The sequence below is a fragment of the Streptomyces sp. NPDC059582 genome, assembly GCF_042735715.1.
Lineage (GTDB): Bacteria > Actinomycetota > Actinomycetes > Streptomycetales > Streptomycetaceae > Streptomyces.
Map to the genome: position 1 here is coordinate 98743 of NZ_JBHWCC010000017.1, position 17044 is coordinate 115786.

Annotated in this window: 17 protein-coding genes and 1 tRNA gene; 8 read left to right on the plus strand and 10 right to left on the minus strand. The window is 72.0% G+C overall.

From position 1 onward, the window contains the following. The first annotated feature begins 44 nt into the window (after nt 1-44). A tRNA-Trp gene (locus ACFV0T_RS17130) sits at nt 45-120 on the plus strand. Nucleotides 121-148: 28 nt separating this feature from the next. Here ACFV0T_RS17130 and ACFV0T_RS17135 read toward each other — a convergent pair. The 7 genes from ACFV0T_RS17135 to ACFV0T_RS17165 form a co-directional block, all read right to left on the minus strand. Continuing rightward, on the minus strand, nt 149-337 hold the full coding sequence (locus ACFV0T_RS17135; protein WP_385779252.1) for a bleomycin resistance protein: 189 nt from the start codon (nt 335-337) through the stop codon (nt 149-151). 30 nt (nt 338-367) lie between these two features. After that, complete coding sequence (locus tag ACFV0T_RS17140) at nt 368-799, minus strand: VOC family protein (protein WP_385779343.1); 432 nt, start codon at nt 797-799, stop codon at nt 368-370. Nucleotides 800-1060: 261 nt separating this feature from the next. Further along, entirely contained in the window at nt 1061-1900 is an 840-nt protein-coding gene (locus tag ACFV0T_RS17145) for a hypothetical protein (protein ID WP_385779254.1), read from the minus strand. Nucleotides 1901-1969: 69 nt separating this feature from the next. Continuing rightward, nucleotides 1970-2944, minus strand: a complete 975-nt coding sequence (locus ACFV0T_RS17150) for an acyl-ACP desaturase (RefSeq protein ID WP_385779256.1) — start codon at nt 2942-2944, stop codon at nt 1970-1972. Nucleotides 2945-3172: 228 nt separating this feature from the next. Beyond that, complete coding sequence (ddaH, locus tag ACFV0T_RS17155) at nt 3173-3949, minus strand: dimethylargininase (RefSeq protein ID WP_385779258.1); 777 nt, start codon at nt 3947-3949, stop codon at nt 3173-3175. A 171-nt stretch (nt 3950-4120) separates the two neighbouring features. Further along, nucleotides 4121-5734, minus strand: coding sequence for an ABC-F family ATP-binding cassette domain-containing protein (locus ACFV0T_RS17160; protein ID WP_385779260.1), 1614 nt, complete (start codon nt 5732-5734; stop codon nt 4121-4123). Nucleotides 5735-6071: 337 nt separating this feature from the next. After that, nucleotides 6072-6488: an SsgA family sporulation/cell division regulator gene (locus ACFV0T_RS17165; protein ID WP_385779262.1), complete on the minus strand. Its 417-nt coding sequence runs from the start codon at nt 6486-6488 to the stop codon at nt 6072-6074. A 262-nt stretch (nt 6489-6750) separates the two neighbouring features. Here ACFV0T_RS17165 and ACFV0T_RS17170 point away from each other — a divergent pair, with 262 nt between their 5' ends. From ACFV0T_RS17170 to ACFV0T_RS17180, 3 genes are all read left to right on the plus strand, one after another. Next, nucleotides 6751-7884, plus strand: a complete 1134-nt coding sequence (locus ACFV0T_RS17170) for a WD40/YVTN/BNR-like repeat-containing protein (protein WP_385779264.1) — start codon at nt 6751-6753, stop codon at nt 7882-7884. A 104-nt stretch (nt 7885-7988) separates the two neighbouring features. Beyond that, the gene (locus ACFV0T_RS17175; RefSeq protein ID WP_385779266.1) at nt 7989-8318 is read left to right on the plus strand and encodes a plasmid stabilization protein; all 330 of its coding nucleotides are present in this window, start codon (nt 7989-7991) and stop codon (nt 8316-8318) included. A 72-nt stretch (nt 8319-8390) separates the two neighbouring features. Continuing rightward, a complete protein-coding gene (locus tag ACFV0T_RS17180) occupies nt 8391-9113 on the plus strand; it encodes an endonuclease V (protein ID WP_385779268.1) in 723 nt (240 codons plus the stop codon). On the opposite strand, the gene ACFV0T_RS17185 is transcribed toward ACFV0T_RS17180, so the two are convergent. Continuing rightward, the gene (locus ACFV0T_RS17185) at nt 9062-9250 is read right to left on the minus strand and encodes a hypothetical protein (RefSeq protein WP_385779270.1); all 189 of its coding nucleotides are present in this window, start codon (nt 9248-9250) and stop codon (nt 9062-9064) included. The two genes, ACFV0T_RS17180 and ACFV0T_RS17185, sit on opposite strands and share 52 nt — an antisense overlap. Nucleotides 9251-9552: 302 nt before the next feature. On the opposite strand from ACFV0T_RS17185, the gene mmpA reads away from it, so the two are divergent. Next, the gene (mmpA, locus tag ACFV0T_RS17190) at nt 9553-9699 is read left to right on the plus strand and encodes a morphogenic membrane protein MmpA (protein ID WP_385779272.1); all 147 of its coding nucleotides are present in this window, start codon (nt 9553-9555) and stop codon (nt 9697-9699) included. Between the two features lie 145 nt (nt 9700-9844). On the opposite strand, the gene ACFV0T_RS17195 is transcribed toward mmpA, so the two are convergent. Continuing rightward, the gene (locus ACFV0T_RS17195; protein ID WP_385779274.1) at nt 9845-11023 is read right to left on the minus strand and encodes a saccharopine dehydrogenase family protein; all 1179 of its coding nucleotides are present in this window, start codon (nt 11021-11023) and stop codon (nt 9845-9847) included. Between the two features lie 420 nt (nt 11024-11443). Between ACFV0T_RS17195 and ACFV0T_RS17200 the strand changes: the two genes are divergently transcribed. The 3 genes from ACFV0T_RS17200 to ACFV0T_RS17210 all read left to right on the plus strand — a co-directional run bounded on the left by ACFV0T_RS17200 (nt 11444) and on the right by ACFV0T_RS17210 (nt 16077). After that, the gene (locus ACFV0T_RS17200) at nt 11444-12580 is read left to right on the plus strand and encodes a CaiB/BaiF CoA transferase family protein (RefSeq protein WP_385779276.1); all 1137 of its coding nucleotides are present in this window, start codon (nt 11444-11446) and stop codon (nt 12578-12580) included. Nucleotides 12581-12644: 64 nt separating this feature from the next. Further along, nucleotides 12645-13859 carry an acetyl-CoA C-acetyltransferase gene (locus ACFV0T_RS17205; protein WP_385779278.1) on the plus strand — a complete coding sequence of 405 codons (1215 nt, stop codon included), beginning with the start codon at nt 12645-12647 and terminating at the stop codon, nt 13857-13859. Between the two features lie 40 nt (nt 13860-13899). Next, complete coding sequence (locus ACFV0T_RS17210) at nt 13900-16077, plus strand: 3-hydroxyacyl-CoA dehydrogenase NAD-binding domain-containing protein (RefSeq protein ID WP_385779280.1); 2178 nt, start codon at nt 13900-13902, stop codon at nt 16075-16077. A gap of 67 nt (nt 16078-16144) precedes the next feature. Here the strand turns inward: ACFV0T_RS17210 and ACFV0T_RS17215 are convergent, their stop codons facing one another. Further along, a complete protein-coding gene (locus ACFV0T_RS17215; RefSeq protein ID WP_385779282.1) occupies nt 16145-16855 on the minus strand; it encodes a MerR family transcriptional regulator in 711 nt (236 codons plus the stop codon). Nucleotides 16856-17044: the final 189 nt, after the last annotated feature.

Here is a 17044-nt window from a genome sequence, read left to right on the forward strand (position 1 = left end):
GCCCCACCGACAACGGGCCAAGGCATTACGCTCTGCCCTCAAGGGCGGGGCCGTAGCGCAGAGGCAGGCGCACCGGTCTCCAAAACCAGAACACGCTGGTTCGAATCCAGCCGCCCCGCCCCCCTCGCGGCGCCCGCGCGAGCGTGTGTCAGCGCTGGAGCCTCTCCAGGTGGAACGCGGCGTCGTCGGCCGCCTCGTCGGGAGAGCGGCCGTTCTCACGCGCGACGATGTACGCGGCGTACCAGTCCGCCCAGTGGTGCGCGGGGGCCGACGCCTCGTACGTGCCGTGGCGTGCCTCGGTCTCGCGCAGAAGGTCTGCCAGCGTGGCGGTGTCCATGGCGGTATCTCCTCGGTCCCGGTGGGTTGTTCACCGTCCGGGCAGTCGCTCCCGGATCTCCTGCAGCAGCCACCCGTTGCCGTCCGGGTCGCTGAACGTGGCGTACGAGGCGTAGCTGTTGCGGTCGGGATCGGGGCCGTCGACCTGGTTTCTGGCCTCGTCCTCGAAGACGGCGTGGAAGACCTCGCTGACCTCGACGCCCCTGCCGACCAGGTCGGCGCGGGCCTGTTCGATGTCCGTGACCACGAGATAGGTGTTCTGGACGGTGCCCGGCGACGCCGGGGTCAGCCCCCGGCCGACGTGGACGGAGCACTGCGACCCCGGTGGCGTCAGCTGTACGACCCGAAAGTCCGGTCCGGCCTCGATGTCCGCGTCGAGCCGCCAGCCCAGGCCCCGGTAGAAGCGCAGGGCCCGGTCGACGTCGGCCACCGGCAGGACGACCACCTCCAGCTTCATGTCCATGGTGGGCGCGTCGGCCGCGCCCGTGGCGTCGTCCTGCTGTGGCTGCGGGGTGCTCATGGGTGACCTCCCGTGACGGATGCCCCGTTCGGTCGTGACTCCGGACAGGGCGTCGCCGGCGGACCCCCGACCGCCGGCTGCGGGTCACGCGCGAACCGGGTGATAGCGCAATTGTGACGTAGCGGACATCGAACGGCGCGGGGAGCCCGCCCGCTGCCCCGATGGAGCCCCTGCCCCGGAGAGCGGCACGTCGACGGCGGAGGTTCAGGCGACGGCGCCCGCGGTCACCACCAGCTCCGGGGCGTTCCCGTGGAACGTGTCGATCAGCTGCGCCAGCACCGCCCAGGCCTCCTCGCGGTCGCCCAAGTGGTCGCGCACCAGCGGACGCAGGGCGTTCTCGGCCGCACGCACGCGCGCCGGGAACATCAGGTGGCCCAGGGACAGCACCTTCAGCACCTGCGCGGCGGGGCCGTGGGCCGTCGCGTACTCGGCCGGGCCGCCCTCCAGTACTCCGGCCTGCCGTACCCGGTGGCTGAACTTGCGGTGCGAGCCGAACTGCGCGCGCAGCGCGGGCGGACAGTCCGCGCGTATGGACAGGGCCCAGCGGGCGTAGCCGGGCAGCGGGCGTTCGCGGTCCGCCTCGGCGACCACCCGCCATTCGGCGCGCTCCACGACCATGGAGGCGGCCGCGCGTCCCTCGCCCATGGAGCCGGCCGTGCGCAGCGCGCCGACGAGGCCGTGGCGGGTGAAGCTCTCGGGCACCGGTGGTGCCTGGTCGGCCAGCGTGGGATCCACGGGCACCCGCCCGGTACGCCCCGGTCCGAACGGCACACCGCGCACGATGGCCCGGCGGATGGCCTCGTCCGTGCCGGGGTGCCGCCACACCACGGCGTTCAGTCCCGGGTCGTCCTCTTCCAGGATCCACAGCAGCAGGGACGACGGCACGTGCTGCCGCGCCCACGAGGACATCAGGCGGCGCTGCACCACCGGGGACCGCTCGGGTGGGGCCAGGCCGATCCGCCGGCGGACCCGCTCGGCCGTCTCTTCCCCGACCAGCTCCAGTAGAAAGCCGACCGCCTGCTCCGAGCCGCTGTTGTCACGCATGGCGGCATGATGCCGCAGGCCCGCGGCGGGCCGCACCGGGAAATCGGCCCACCGCGCGCGGGTGTGCGGTCAGACCGCGGCCCGCGCCGCCATCCGCGCTTTGCGGGCGGCGAGCTTCTCGTCGAACTTCGAGGCCTCCGCGTCGAGGCCGCCCATGAACAGGCCGAGCTCCTCCTGGGCCTGGAGACCCTCGGGGCCGAGCCCGTCGATGTCCAGGACCTTCAGGTGCCGCAGGACGGGCTGGATGACGTCGTCGTGGTGGATGCGCAGGTTGTAGACCTCGCCGATCGCCATCTGCGCGGCGGCCCGCTCGAAGCCGGGCATGCCGTGGCCGGGCATGCGGAAGTCGACCACGACGTCCCGCACCGCCTGCATGGTCAGGTCGGGGGCCAGTTCGAAGGCGGCCTTCAGCAGGTTCCGGTAGAAGACCATGTGCAGGTTCTCGTCGGTCGCGATGCGCGCCAGCATCCGGTCGCAGACCGGGTCGCCCGACTGGTGGCCGGTGTTGCGGTGCGAGATACGGGTCGCCAGCTCCTGGAAGGCGACGTAGGCCACCGAGTGCAGCATCGAGTGGCGGTTGTCCGACTCGAAGCCCTCGCTCATGTGCGCCATCCGGAACTGTTCGAGCTTGTCCGGGTCGACCGCGCGCGAGGTCAGCAGGTAGTCCCGCATCACGATGCCGTGCCGGCCCTCCTCGGCCGTCCAGCGGTGCACCCAGGTGCCCCAGGCGCCGTCCCGGCCGAACAGGGAGGCGATCTCGTGGTGGTAACTGGGCAGGTTGTCCTCGGTGAGGAGGTTCACCACCAGGGCGATCCGGCCGATCTCCGTGACCTTGGACTGCTCCTTGCCCCAGGCCTCGCCGTCCTCGAAAATACCGGGGAAGTTACGGCCGTCGCCGAACGGCACGTACTCGTGCGGCATCCAGTCCTTGGCGACCTTCAGGTGACGGTTGAGCTCCGTCTCGACCACTTCCTCGAGCGCGTACAACAGCTTGGCGTCGGTCCACACGGCCGGGCTGCCGAGGTGAGAGGAAGTGATCGTCACGAGAACTCCAGGGGGACGCGATACATGGTGGAACCGTCCGGCGAGCGGTACCGGAACTTACGGAATCGTAGGCTACGAAACCGTAGGTTACGTTGCCGTAGGTTAAGTACCGCGTAAAGCCTGCTGATCAGCCCGCCTGCCCGGGTCGTCGGAGCCGTCGCGCCCGGCCCGCGAGGCAGCTCCGCAACCCGCAGGTCCCAGGGCCGAACGAGGGGTGGAGTCACCCGTTCAGGCGTACAGGTCCCGCAAACGTACCGAAAGGCACGTCACACAGCCTTCCAGCTTCTCGAACTCGCTGATGTCGACCACGACCACCTCGTGGCCGAGGTCGGTGAGCAGCTCCGTCGTCTTCGGCGCGCTCGCGGCCATCAGCAGCTTGTCACCGCCGAGCAGCACCACGTGCGAGCCGGACTCCTCTGGTACGGAGAGGAAACGTGGGAACAGCGACGGCCGGTCCACCTTCGGGATGTGCCCGACGACCGTCCCGTCGGGCAGCGCGGCGACCGCCGACTTCAGGTGCAGCACCTTGCTCACGGGCACCGCCACGACCCGCGCCCCGAGCGGCTCGAAGGCGGCCCGCAGCTGCTGCACACCGGCGGCGTTGGTGCGCCCGCCCCGGCCCACGTAGACCGTGTCGCCGACCTTCAGGACGTCGCCGCCGTCCAGGGTGCCCGGTTCCCAGATCCAGTTCACCGAACAGCCCAGCCGGGCCACGGCCTCCTCGACGCCGATCGTCTCCTCGCGCCGGGACTCGGCACCGGGCCGGGTGATCACGGCCACGTTCTTGTACATGACCACCGTGTCCTCCACGAACACGGAGTCGGGGCAGTCGTCGGCCGGGTCCACCTCGATCGTCTCCCAGCCGTGCGTACGCAGGGCGGCCACGTACCCCTCCCACTGCTCGACCGCGAGGTCGACGTCGACCTTCTCCCGCTCGATGTGTGTCACCAGGCCTTCGGCGAGGCGCGGGCTGGGGCGGCGGACGAGGGCCTTCTTGCTGGGCACGAGGGAACTCCGTGGTCGGCTGTGTGTACGCGGCACTGATGATGCGGCGCCGGTCCGCCATCATGCAGTGCCGGTCGCCGCGGACAGAACCCCCCTAGGGCAGGCTGTGGCCCTCCTGAAACACGGTGGGAGGGCCACAGCGGCTGTCCGGTTCCCTTCGGCCTGTCCGATCTATCCGATCTCCTCCGGCGTGGTCTCCCGCAGCTCGCCGTCCAGCAGCAGCCAGCGCGTGATGCCCAGGGACTCCAGGAAGGGCAGGTCGTGACCGGCCACGACCAGCGCGCCCTCGTAGGACTCCAGAGCGGTCGTGAGCTGTCTGACGCTCGCCATGTCGAGGTTGTTCGTCGGCTCGTCGAGCAGCAGCAGCTGCGGTGCGGGTTCGGCCAGCATCAGAGCGGCCAGGGCCGCCCGGAAGCGTTCGCCGCCGGAGAGCGTCGCCGCCTTCTGGTCGGCGCGGGCGCCGCGGAACAGGAAGCGGGCCAGGCGGGCCCGGATCCGGTTGTTCGTGGCGCCCGGCGCGAACCGGGCCACGTTCTCGGCGACCGTCAGCTCGCCGTCGAGGACGTCGAGCCGCTGCGGCAGGAAGCGCAGCGGAACGTGCGCCGTCGCCTCACCCGCGACCGGTGCCAGCTCCCCGGCGATCGTCCGCAGCAGCGTCGTCTTGCCCGCGCCGTTGCGCCCGATCAGCGCGACCCGCTCCGGACCGCGCAGGTCCAGGCCGCCCGCCACGCGCGCGCCGTACGCGAGCTCCAGGTCCTGGAGGGTGAGGACGGTCCGGCCCGGCGGTACGGCCGTGTACGGCAGGTCGACGCGGATCTCGTCGTCGTCCCGTACGGCCTCCACCGCGTCGTCGAGTCGTTCGCGCGCCTCGGCGAGCCTCTCCTCGTGCATGATGCGGTGCTTGCCCGCGGACTCCTGGGCCGCGCGTCTGCGCGCCCCCATGACGATCTTCGGCTCGCGCTTCTGCTCGAACATCTTCTGGCCGTACCGCTTGCGACGCGCCAGCTTGACCTGCGCGTCGGCCAGTTCGCGCTTCTGCTTGCGCAGGTCGGCCTCGGCGACCCGCACCATGCGCTCGGCCGCGTCCTGTTCGGTGGTGAGCACCTCCTCGTACGCCGAGAAGTTGCCGCCGTACCAGACGATCTCCCCGGAGCGCAGATCCGCGATCTGGTCGACCACTTCGAGGAGTTCGCGGTCGTGGCTGACCACGACCATCACCCCCGACCAGGCGGAGACGGCGGTGTACAGCCGTCGGCGCGCGTACAGGTCGAGGTTGTTGGTGGGCTCGTCCAGAAGGAGGACGTCGGGCCGGCGCAGCAGGAGCGCGGCCAGCCGCAGGAGCACGGACTCGCCCCCGGAGACCTCGCCGATCGTGCGGTCCAGACCAATGTCACCGAGGCCGAGTTCACCGAGGGTGGCGAGCGCGCGTTCTTCCACGTCCCAGTCGTCGCCGACGACGTCGAAGTGCTCGTCGGACGCGTCGCCCGCCTCGATGGCGTGCAGGGCGGCCCGCCGGGCGGCGATGCCGAGCGCCTCGTCGACGCGCAGGGTGGTGTCGAGCGTGACGGTCTGCGGGAGATAGCCGACCTCGCCCGAGACCCGGACGGTGCCCCCGGCTGGGACGAGCTCCCCGGCGATCAGCTTCAGCAGGGTCGACTTGCCCGACCCGTTGACACCGACGAGGCCGGTTCTGCCGGGGCCGAAGGCGGCGTCCAGGCCGTCGAAGACGGGGGTGCCGTCGGGCCAGGCGTAGGAGAGGGAGGTACAGGTGAGGGATGCGGACATACAGGCCTCGCGGTTGCTTGATGCGGTCTGGGCAAGCGCGTGTCGAGACACCGCGGGGCAACCGGTCGAAAGCCTGCGCCGGAGTTCTGGAGTTCCGGAGGACGGCTCGGACGCCGAGGTCGCACAGCAGACACACCTCTCGGGTGTGTGCAGCGGTGTCTCAGGACCTCAGACGAGCAACGTCCTTCTCCAATCGACGGCAACAGGAACGCTCTACACCGTACGAACGCCCTCGGGGGGCGTCAACCGAATTACCGCGCGCGCCGTCCGTACCGCGCGCTGCCCGCATCACGCACCGTCCGCACCGCGCACGCCGTGGTCCGTCGGGACGCAGGGCTCAGCGGGCGTCGCGCATCAACTCGGCCAGGTCGTGGTCCAGGTCGATGTGGAGGTGCTCCGTGCCGATGGCGACCAGCTCACTCGTGGCCCGCAGGAAGCGGCGTATCTCCGCGGAGTGGACGTGCACGACGGCGGTGCCCTCGGGCGCGTGGAACTCCAGGACGGTGCGGTCGTACCCGTACGGCCGGACGCGCACGTCGCCGTGTCCCTCGGCGCCGTGGAGGCCGGCCGCGAGCAGTTCGCGCGAGAAGGTCCAGCAGACGTCGACGCCCTCGAGGGTGGCCGGGGCCGGGAAGGCCATGCGGACCGCGAACGGGTCGAGCCGGTCGTAGTGCAGCGTGGCGGGAATGCTCGACATCCGCGGCGCGGCGGCGACGAGACGGGCCTCTACGGGCTGGTCGATGACGGTGGGCAACGCCTTGCTCCCTAGGACGGCCGGCCGGACGGTGACGGCCGGGCGGACAACGGACGGACGGCGGGCGGACTCGGGGCGGACGAGACCGGACACTGGTAGAGACGTCTGAAGCGACTGATCCGTGCACCCGGATTCCGAGTGACCTCGGTCACCGCGTTCATTCGCTGGAGTGACGGGGAGCTTCTCCCGTGCCGGGAAGGGCAGTTGTGGCGACCGCAGGCACTCTGGACGCGGCCGGGGGAGTGGGCTAGCTTCGCCCGCCATGAGACGCTCGGGGCACTTGAGGAAGACGAGACGTACGAGCCGGACGCAGCGGCTGCTGGCCCTGGGGGTGTGCGGAGTCGCGCTGACCGCGCTCGCCGCCGTACCGGCCGAGGCGCACGCTCCGGCGCACCGGACACCGCACCGAACACCGCACCGGCCCCCGCACTGGGCGCCGAAGGACAGCGGCGCTCCCGAGGCGCGCTTCCGCGGACTCTCCGCCGTCAGCCGTGACACCGCCTGGGTGGCCGGGACCGGCGGCACGGTGCTGCGCACCACCGACGGCGGGGCGAGCTGGCGGAACGTCTCGCCGCCGGGCGCCGGCGACCTCCAGTTCCGGGACGTCGAGGCGTTCGACGCGCGGCGCGCCGTGGTGCTGGCCATCGGCGAGGGCGAGGCGTCGCGTGTGTACCGCACCGCCGACGGCGGTGCGACCTGGACGGAGTCATTCCGCAACACCGACGCCAAGGCCTTCTACGACTGCCTCACCTTCTTCGACCAGCGCCATGGCCTGGCGATGAGCGACCCGGTGGACGGCAGGTTCCGCATCCTGTCCACCGGCGACGGCGGCCGCACCTGGAAGGTCCTGCCGAGCGACGGCATGCCGGCCGCCCTGGACGGCGAGGCGGGCTTCGCCGCGAGCGGCCAGTGTCTCGTCACGTCCGGGCCGCGGGACGTCTGGCTGGCCACCGGCGGGGGTGCACGCGCGCGTGTACTGCACTCGGCGGACCGCGGCCTGACCTGGACGGCCGCCGACACCCCGATCCCCGCCGGCGACCCGGCCCGCGGTGTGTTCGCGCTCGCCTTCCGCGACCGGACGCACGGTCTCGCAGTCGGCGGCGACTACCGCGCCGACCAGCTCTCCCCGCAGGCGGCGGCGCGCACCTCCGACGCCGGCCGCGGCTGGCGGGCCGCGGCCGCGCCGCCGCCCGCCTACCGCTCCGGCGTCACCTGGCTCCCGCACAGCCGTACGGCCGCCCTCGCGGTCGGACCCACCGGCACGGACCTGACGACGGACGGCGGCCGCTCCTGGCGGACGGTCGACACGGGCTCGTACGACACCGTGGACTGCGCTTCCGATCTCGGCTGCTGGGCCGCGGGCGAGCAGGGGCGCGTGGCCCGCCTGGAGAGCTGATCCGGCTCGGGGCCGCTGCCCGGCGCGCGAACGGGGTACCCGGCCCGCAGTCGTGACAGGCGCGAAGGCGCGAAGCCACGAAGGGACGGAAGGAGCGACCCGACATGCCACGCGGATCGAGCCCCAAACGGGAACGCCAGTACGAGCACATCAAGGAGAGCGCGCGGGAGCGGGGCGAGAGCCCCGAGCGCGCCGCGGAGATCGCCGCACGCACGGTCAACAAGGAACGCGCCCGGTCCGGCGAGGCCAAGACCGCCAGCCGCACCTCCGTCCAGGACATCTCGTCCGGCCGGAGGGGCGGCCTGCGGTCCGGCAAGGGCGCCCAGGGCCCCACCTACGACCAGCTCTACGAAGAGGCCAAGCGCCGCAACATCCACGGCCGTTCGGACATGAACAAGGCCGATCTGCGGCGCGCCCTCGGCCGCGACGGCTGACCGTGCTCATGGACCCGGCGTGACGCCCGCCCGCGCGGCCGTCGCGCCGGGAGCCGTACGCTCGTCCCCACCATGACGACCGTACGCATCCCCGCGGGCTGGCCCGCGACCGAGGAGCAGGCCCGCGCCGTCCAGGACGAGTTGCGCGGGCGGGTGGTCCGGGACGAGCCGGGACCGCCGCCCGGGACGGGACACGTGACCGGCGTCGACGTCGCCTACGACGACGAGCGGGACGTCGTCGCGGCGGCCGCCGTGGTCCTGGACGCGGCGAGCCTCGATGTCGTCGCCGAGGCCACCGCGGTCGGACGGATCTCCTTCCCGTACGTGCCCGGTCTGCTCGCGTTCCGTGAGATCCCCACCGTGCGCGCCGCCCTCGACGCCCTGCCCTGCCCGCCGGGCCTGGTCGTCTGCGACGGCTACGGTCTCGCCCACCCTCGCCGCTTCGGTCTCGCCAGCCACCTCGGCGTCCTCACCGGCCTGCCCACCATCGGCGTCGCGAAGAACCCGTTCACCTTCACGTACGACGATCCCGGCACCCGGCGCGGATCCAGCGCGCCACTCGTCGCGGGCGCCGAGGAGGTCGGCCGCGCCCTGCGCACCAGGGACGCCGTCAAACCGGTCTTCGTCTCCGTGGGCCACCGGGCGAGCCTGGACAACGCCTGCGCCCACACGCTGGCCCTCACCCCCGCCTACCGGCTCCCCGAGACCACCCGCCGGGCGGACGCGCTGTGCCGGCGGGCGCTTCAGGAGGCGACGACGCGCCAGGCGCCCACCTCGCGGTACTCGGAGTCGTAGACGGCCGATCCGTCGCCCGGTTCCAAGGCGTAGTGGTGCAGGTTTCCGCCCCAGTACCGCAGGATCCGCCCCAGCTCGGCCGCCGAGTCCTTCGCCGACGCTCCGTCGTCCACCGTGACTTCGAGCAGGAACTTCACGTCTGTCCTCGCTTTCCGCGCCCTTTGTGCCCTCTATGGCTCCTTCGGCCAGGCTTCAATTGTTTCATTCAACTCCCCGTTGAGACTTTCCCGGAGGCAGTCGCGTGCCATGCCACGTGGGTACCGAGAAAGTCTCAAACCGGGTGCAGGGTGCAGGGAGCAGGGCGCGGGCGAGTCGCGGCGAGGGGCGAGCAGGTCGCGGCGCGGGGCACGAGCGTCGTGGCCGTGCCTCCGCCCTGAGTACCGGTTCTGAGTACCTGTACGGATGTGGCCCGGCCCGCGTGACCGGCAGGCTGGGCCGCATGACGACGCACCGTTCCCCGAAGCCTCTCGCCGACCCCGACCGGCCCGTCGAGCGCGCCCTGACGGCCGCTCTGATCCTCGCCGTGCTGGCGGGGCTGGCCTGGATCGGCGGGATGATCTACACCGTGGCGGTGTGGCCGCTGTAGGACCGGCGCCGCGCGAGCGGGCGCCCACCGGAGGGCACGCGCTGCCTGGGCGGCCCGCCGCTGCGGGACGTGCGCCGCGCGAGTGGGCGGCCGCTGCGGGACGTGCGCCGTGTGAGCGAGCCGCCGCTGCGGGACGTGCGCTCTCTCAGCGGGTGGCCGCCACCCGGAAGGTGATCCCCGCCCGGCGCAGCCGCTCCGTCAGGGCGTCGCCCATCGCCACCGCCGTGGTGACCTGTCCGGCCGTCGGCGGGAGGTCGTCGAAGGCCAGGGCGAGCGCCGACTCCGCGAACATCTTCGCCGTCTCGTCGTACCCGGGGTCTCCGCCCGCGACTTCGGTGAACACCCGACGGCCACCGCCCTCGCCGACGAAGCGCACCGAGAACCAGCTCTTCGCCCGCTTCTGCGGGCTCGGCCCGTCCCCCGGCTTGAGCAGACCGGACAGCCAGCGCCGTGCGGGCGGGAGCTGGGCGGCCGCGGCCAGCGCGCCCACGGCGGCGACACCGCCCACCGCGACGGGCAGGTGCCGTACGGCCGCGTAGTGCCGGTAGCGGAAATCGGGGCCGTAGCGTTCCAGCGCCTTCGCCGAACGCCGCACGATCTGTGCGTCGATGGTCGGCAGCGGCAGCGCCCAGGCGCCGATCTCCCCGGCGAACCGGGGCCCGCCCAGGGGAGCGGAGGTCCGTCGGCCCACGAGCCGCGGCTCGTGCCGCGCGCGGTCCCGTGCGGCGGCCACCATCTGCGGCCCGCGCGCGAACTGGTTCAGCGCCGAGGCGAACGTGCCGCCGGAGAAGGTGGCGTCCGCCGTCACGAAGCCGTCCACTGTCAGCGGCACGCCCTCGGGCAGCCGGCGCACCGTGAAGAGCGCGCCCAGGTCGTGCGGGACCGAGTCGAAACCGCACGCGTGCACCAGCCGCGCACCGGTCTCACGCGCGCGTGCGTCGTGGCGGACGTAGACGAGGTCCACGAACTCCGGCTCACCCGTGAGGTCGAGGTAGTCCGCGCCGGTCTGCGCGCAGGCGGCGACGAGCTCCTCGCCGTAGCTGATGTACGGGCCGACGGTCGTGGCCACCACGCGCGCCTGTTCGGCGAGTGCGCGCAGCGAGGCCGGGTCGGAGACGTCCGCCCGCAGCAGCCCGACGTCCTTGCCGCCCGGCAGCCGGTCGCGCAGCTCCTCGAGCCTGCGCTCGTCGCGGCCGGCGATCGCCCAGCGCAGCCCCTCGGGCGCGTGGGCGGCGAGATACTCGGCGGTGAGCGTGCCGACGAAGCCGGTGGCCCCGAAGAGCACGATGTCGTACGGACGGTCGGTCCTGTTCAGCCTGCTCATGACACCCCTAGCCTCGTGCGGCCGTGCCGCTGTCGGTGGCTGAGGCTAGCGTGAGGAGTGCGGAGCGCGACGAGGAGCCCGGAGGTGGCAGGTGGCCGTGTCCGGGAACACCCGGAGGAAGTGGGATAAAGCACGGTTCGCCCTTGTCGGCGGAGGTTTCCGTGGAGTCGCCCTTGCCGCTGCCTACCCGCTTTCGACCCGGTGCGGATCCCGCCGCCGGCCCCCGGGGGCCGGCGGCGGCGGAGCAGCCGGACGGGCGAGCGCGGTACCCCCGGGGGTGCCGCCGCGCGGCGGACCCATGAGGTGTCGTCCATACTTGACTAAGCGCTTGCTCGTCCAGGTCTTGTGTTGCGTAGAACGTGTTCTTAGCATCGTCGGTGTTACATCACTAGTGTCACGGTCACGGCTTCAGGGGGCTGGATGACAACGGCAACGACGGCGGAGAGCGGCCCGCTCTCCGGGGTGCGCGTGGTCGAGCTCGCGGGAATCGGGCCCGGCCCGTTCGCCGCCATGCTCCTGGCCGACCTGGGCGCCGACGTCGTCCGGGTGGACCGCCCCGGCGGCACCGGACTCGCCGTCGACCCGGCCTACGACATCACCAACCGGAACAAACGCTCCGTGATCGTCGACCTGAAGGCGGCGGACGGCCCCGCCCGCGTCCTGGACCTCGCCACCCGCGCGGACATCCTCATCGAGGGCTACCGCCCGGGTGTCGCCGAGCGCCTCGGGGTCGGCCCGCAGGACTGCCACGACCGCAACCCGCGGCTGGTCTACGGCCGGATGACCGGCTGGGGCCAGCAGGGCCCCCTCGCCCACCGCGCCGGGCACGACATCGCGTACATCGCGCTCACCGGCACCCTGGGCATGATCGGTGATCCCGACGAGCCGCCGACCGTGCCCGCCAACCTGGTCGGCGACTACGCGGGCGGCTCCCTCTACCTCGTCGTCGGCGTCCTCGCCGCCCTGCACCACGCGCGCGTGAGCGGCACCGGGCAGGTCGTCGACGCCGCCATCGTCGACGGAGCCTCCCACCTGGCCGCGATGATCCACGGCATGGTCGCCGCGGGCGGCTGGCAGGACCGCCGGGGAGTCAACCTCCTCGACGGCGGCTGCCCGTACTACGGCACGTACGAGACCGCCGACGGGAAGCACATGGCGGTCGGCGCCCTGGAGCAGCAGTTCTACGACGAGTTCCTGGACCTCGTGGGCTTGACGGACTTCGGCCCGGCCCGCAAGGACTGGACCCGCTGGGGCGCGCTGCGCGAGGCCGTCGCGGCCCGCTTCCTGACCCGGACCCGGGAGGAGTGGACGGCCGTCTTCGAAGGCTCCGACGCGTGCGTGGCTCCCGTCCTGTCGCTGCGCGAGGCCCCGCACCACCCGCACCTGGCCGCCCGCGGCACCTTCACCGACCACGGCGGCATCACCCAGCCGGCCCCCGCACCCCGATTCTCCGCGACGCCCACGGCCGTCCGCACCGGCCCCGCGCAACCGGGCGCCGACACGGCGGACGTGGCCCGCGACTGGGAGATACCCGCACTCCTGGCGGACGGCGCCTGATGAACCACGGCTCCGAACGCCCCCCGATACCCCTCGGCAGAAACCCTCGTTGAAAGGCTTGTCAGTGAGCACCGAAGCGTACGTGTACGACGCGATCCGCACCCCGCGTGGGCGCGGCAAGGCCAGTGGGGCCCTGCACGGCACGAAGCCCATCGACCTGGTCGTCGGACTCATCCACGAGATCCGCGACCGCTTCCCGGGTCTCGACCCGGCCGCGATCGACGACATCGTCCTCGGTGTCGTCGGCCCCGTCGGCGACCAGGGTTCCGACATCGCCCGGATCGCCGCCGTCGCCGCCGGACTGCCGGACTCGGTCGCAGGCGTCCAGGAGAACCGCTTCTGTGCCTCGGGCCTGGAGGCCGTCAACATGGCCGCCGCCAAGGTGCGGTCGGGCTGGGAGGACCTCGTCCTCGCCGGTGGCGTCGAGTCGATGTCCCGGGTGCCGATGGCCTCCGACGGCGGCGCCTGGTTCAACGACCCGATGACCAACCTCGCCACCAACTTCGTGCCGCAGGGCATCGGCGCCGACCTGATCGCGACCGTCGAGGGCTTCTCGCGGCGCGATGTCGACGAGTACGCCGCCCTCTCGCAGGAGCGGGCGGCCAACGCCATGAAGGACGGCCGCTTCGAGCGCTCCGTCGTGCCCGTCAAGGACCGCAGCGGACTCGTCGTCCTCGACCGCGACGAGTTCCCGCGCCCCGGCACCACCGCCGACTCGCTCGCCAAGCTGAAGCCGTCGTTCGCCGACATCGGCGAGCTGGGCGGCTTCGACGCGGTGGCCCTGCAGAAGTACCACTGGGTCGAGAAGATCGACCATGTCCACCACGCGGGCAACTCCTCCGGCATCGTGGACGGCGCCTCGCTCGTCGCGATCGGCTCGAAGGAGGTCGGCGAGCGGTACGGACTCACCCCGCGCGCGCGGATCATCTCGGCGGCCGTCTCCGGCTCCGAGCCGACCATCATGCTCACCGGGCCCGCGCCCGCCACCCGCAAGGCCCTCGCCAAGGCCGGCCTGACCATCGACGACATCGACCTCGTCGAGATCAACGAGGCCTTCGCGGCGGTCGTCCTGCGCTTCGTGAAGGACATGGGCCTGTCCCTGGACAAGGTCAACGTCAACGGCGGCGCGATCGCGCTCGGCCACCCGCTCGGCGCCACCGGCGCGATGATCCTGGGCACCCTCGTCGACGAACTGGAGCGCCAGGACAAGCGGTACGGCCTCGCCACACTCTGCGTGGGCGGCGGCATGGGCATCGCCACCGTCATCGAGCGCCTCTAACTTCCCGGCGGAACCCCAGACTTCTACGGAGACACCAGTCATGACCGAGAGCACCACCATCCGCTGGGAACAGGACCGCACCGGCGTCGTCACCCTCGTCCTCGACGACCCGAACCAGTCCGCCAACACCATGAACCAGGCGTTCCGCGAGTCGCTCGCCGTGACCGCCGACCGGCTGGAGGCCGAGAAGGACTCCATCCGGGGCGTCATCATCACCTCCGCCAAGAAGACCTTCTTCGCGGGCGGCGACCTGCGCGACCTGATCCGGGTCACGCCCGACACCGCCCAGGAGCTCCTCGACGGCGGCCTCGAGATCAAGCGGAACCTGCGCCGCATCGAGACCCTCGGCAAGCCGGTCGTCGCGGCGATCAACGGCGCGGCCCTCGGCGGCGGCTACGAACTCGCGCTCGCCTGCCACCACCGCGTCGCCCTCGACGCCCCCGGCTCCAAGATCGGCTGCCCCGAGGTCACCCTCGGCCTGCTCCCCGGAGGCGGCGGCGTCGTCCGCACCGTGCGCCTGCTCGGCATCGCCGACGCCCTGCTGAAGGTGCTGCTCCAGGGCACCCAGTACAACCCGCAGCGCGCCCTGGACAACGGCCTCGTGCACGAGGTGGCCGCCACCCCCGAGGATCTGCTGGCCAAGGCCCACGCCTTCATCGAGGCCAACCCCGAGTCGCAGCAGCCCTGGGACAAGCCCGGCTACCGGATCCCCGGCGGCACCCCGGCCAACCCGAAGTTCGCGGCGAACCTGCCCGCCTTCCCGGCCAGCCTGCGCAAGCAGACCAACGGCGCCCCCTACCCGGCCCCGCGCAACATCCTCGCGGCCGCCGTCGAGGGTGCCCAGGTCGACTTCGAGACCGCCCAGGTCATCGAGGCCCGCTACTTCGTGGAGCTGGCCGCCGGCCAGACCTCGAAGAACATGATCCAGGCCTTCTTCTTCGACCTCCAGGCCGTCAACTCCGGCGCCAACCGCCCCAAGGGCGTCGAGTCCCGCAAGGTCCGCAAGGTGGCCGTCCTCGGCGCCGGAATGATGGGCGCGGGCATCGCCTACTCGTGCGCCCGCGCGGGCATCGACGTCGTCCTCAAGGACGTCTCGCCGGAGGCCGCCGCCAAGGGCAAGGCCTACTCCGAGAAGCTGTGCGCCAAGGCGGTCGCCCGGGGCCGAAGCACCCAGGAGAAGGCGGACGAGCTGCTCGCCCGCATCACCGCCACCGCCGACCCGCAGGATCTCGCGGGCTGTGACGCGGTCATCGAGGCCGTCTTCGAGGACACGTCGCTCAAGCACAAGGTGTTCCAGGAGATCGAGCACATCGTCGAGCCCGACGCCCTGCTCTGCTCCAACACCTCCACCCTGCCCATCACCGCCCTCGCGGAAGGCGTCGAGCGTCAGGGTGACTTCATCGGGCTGCACTTCTTCTCGCCCGTCGACAAGATGCCGCTCGTCGAGATCATCAAGGGCGAGCGCACCGGCGAGGAGGCACTCGCCCGCGCCTTCGACCTGGTCCGGCAGATCAAGAAGACGCCGATCGTCGTCAACGACTCGCGCGGGTTCTTCACCTCGCGGGTGATCGGCCACTTCATCAACGAGGGCGTGGCGATGGTCGGCGAGGGCATCGAGCCCGCGTCCATCGAGCAGGCGGCAGCCCAGGCCGGCTACCCGGCCAAGGTGCTGTCCCTGATGGACGAGCTGACGCTCACCCTGCCCCGCAAGATCCGCAACGAGTCGAAGCGGGCTGTGCAGGAGGCCGGCGGCACCTGGGACGCGCACCCCGCCGAGGCGGTCATCGACCGGATGGTCGACGAGTTCGGCCGCACCGGCCGCAGCGGCGGCGCCGGCTTCTACGCCTACGGGGAGGACGGCGCCCGCGCGGGCCTGTGGCCCGGACTGCGGGAGCACTTCACCAAGCCCGGCCACGAGATCCCGTTCGAGGACATGCAGGAGCGCATGCTCTTCTCCGAGGCGCTCGACACCGTCAGGCTCCTCGAAGAGGGTGTGCTGACGTCGGTCGCCGACGCCAACATCGGATCGATCTTCGGCATCGGCTTCCCCGGCTGGACCGGCGGTGTCCTGCAGTACGTCAACGGCTACGAAGGGGGCCTGCCCGGCTTCGTGGCACGCGCGCGTGAGCTCGCCGAACGCTACGGCGACCGGTTCACCCCGCCCGCCCTGCTGGTGGAGAAGGCCGAGCGGGGCGAGACCTTCACGGACGCCCGCTGACCCTCCGGCTGTCGACGACGGTCTCTCCCCTCGATCGAGGGGAGAGACCGTCGTCGCTGACCATCCCTCAGGGCCGGGCCGGGGGCGTGTCCGGGAGCCACTCCCGCAGCTCCTCCCGGAGCGAGCGCTGGAACGTGGTCAGCAACGCCTGCACGATCAGCGGCTGCATGTGCGCCGACAACGACTTCACGGTCCGCGCGTCCCGCTCCGACACCTCGCCGCGCAGCAGCTGGGACAGCTCGTGCGCCGCCGCGCGCGAGTGCTCCAGAAGCACGTTCCTGGCCGCGAGGATCGACTCATGGGCCAGCGGCACGTCCAGCAGCTCCACCCCGAGCCGCAGCAGCCCGAGATCGACGCGGTAGCCGTCCCCGGTCCGCTCGACGACGTCCATCGCCACCAGCCGGTCCACCTCCTCCTCGGCCAGCGGCCGCCCCGCCCGGCGCCCCAGTTCCGCACGGGACACCGTCTCCACCGCGTCCGGCGCCCAGGAGGCGACCACCGCCCGGTGCACGGCGAGGTCGTGCGCGCTCAGGTCCGACGGCAGCCGACGCAGATAGCGTTCGATGGCCGCCAGCGTCATGCCCTGGTGCTGCAACTCCTCGATCAGCGCCAGCCGCGCGAGGTGCTCGCGCCCGTAGTGCCCCACCCGGCGCGGGCCGATCGCCGGCGGCGGCAGCAGACCCTTGGTGCCGTAGAAGCGCACCGTGCGCACGGTGACGCCCGCCCGGGCGGCCAGCTCGTCGATGGTGAGGGTCGGCTCCTCGGCGTCGGTCGTCATGTGCAGCAGTATCGCTGTCTCACCAATGCTGTGACACCCGGATCGCACCAACGGCGATCACGGATCTCGCCAACGACGATCATGGACGGCAGTAACGGCGATCATGGACCGTGGTGACGGCGATCGTGGACCGTGGTGACGGCGATCGTGGACCGCGGCGACGGCGATCACGGATCTCGCGCCGTCGAC

Excerpts from the sequence above, each read along its gene's own strand:
- ACFV0T_RS17135 (WP_385779252.1), bottom strand. The coding sequence starts at position 337 with ATGGACACCGCCACGCTGGCAGACCTTCTGCGCGAGACCGAGGCACGC.
- ACFV0T_RS17140 (WP_385779343.1), bottom strand. The coding sequence starts at position 799 with ATGGACATGAAGCTGGAGGTGGTCGTCCTGCCGGTGGCCGACGTCGAC.
- ACFV0T_RS17145 (WP_385779254.1), bottom strand. The coding sequence starts at position 1,900 with ATGCGTGACAACAGCGGCTCGGAGCAGGCGGTCGGCTTTCTACTGGAG.
- ACFV0T_RS17160 (WP_385779260.1), bottom strand. The coding sequence starts at position 5,734 with ATGTCCGCATCCCTCACCTGTACCTCCCTCTCCTACGCCTGGCCCGAC.
- ACFV0T_RS17170 (WP_385779264.1), top strand. The coding sequence starts at position 6,751 with ATGAGACGCTCGGGGCACTTGAGGAAGACGAGACGTACGAGCCGGACG.
- ACFV0T_RS17175 (WP_385779266.1), top strand. The coding sequence starts at position 7,989 with ATGCCACGCGGATCGAGCCCCAAACGGGAACGCCAGTACGAGCACATC.
- ACFV0T_RS17180 (WP_385779268.1), top strand. The coding sequence starts at position 8,391 with ATGACGACCGTACGCATCCCCGCGGGCTGGCCCGCGACCGAGGAGCAG.
- mmpA (WP_385779272.1), top strand. The coding sequence starts at position 9,553 with ATGACGACGCACCGTTCCCCGAAGCCTCTCGCCGACCCCGACCGGCCC.
- ACFV0T_RS17195 (WP_385779274.1), bottom strand. The coding sequence starts at position 11,023 with ATGAGCAGGCTGAACAGGACCGACCGTCCGTACGACATCGTGCTCTTC.
- ACFV0T_RS17200 (WP_385779276.1), top strand. The coding sequence starts at position 11,444 with ATGACAACGGCAACGACGGCGGAGAGCGGCCCGCTCTCCGGGGTGCGC.
- ACFV0T_RS17210 (WP_385779280.1), top strand. The coding sequence starts at position 13,900 with ATGACCGAGAGCACCACCATCCGCTGGGAACAGGACCGCACCGGCGTC.
- ACFV0T_RS17215 (WP_385779282.1), bottom strand. The coding sequence starts at position 16,855 with ATGACGACCGACGCCGAGGAGCCGACCCTCACCATCGACGAGCTGGCC.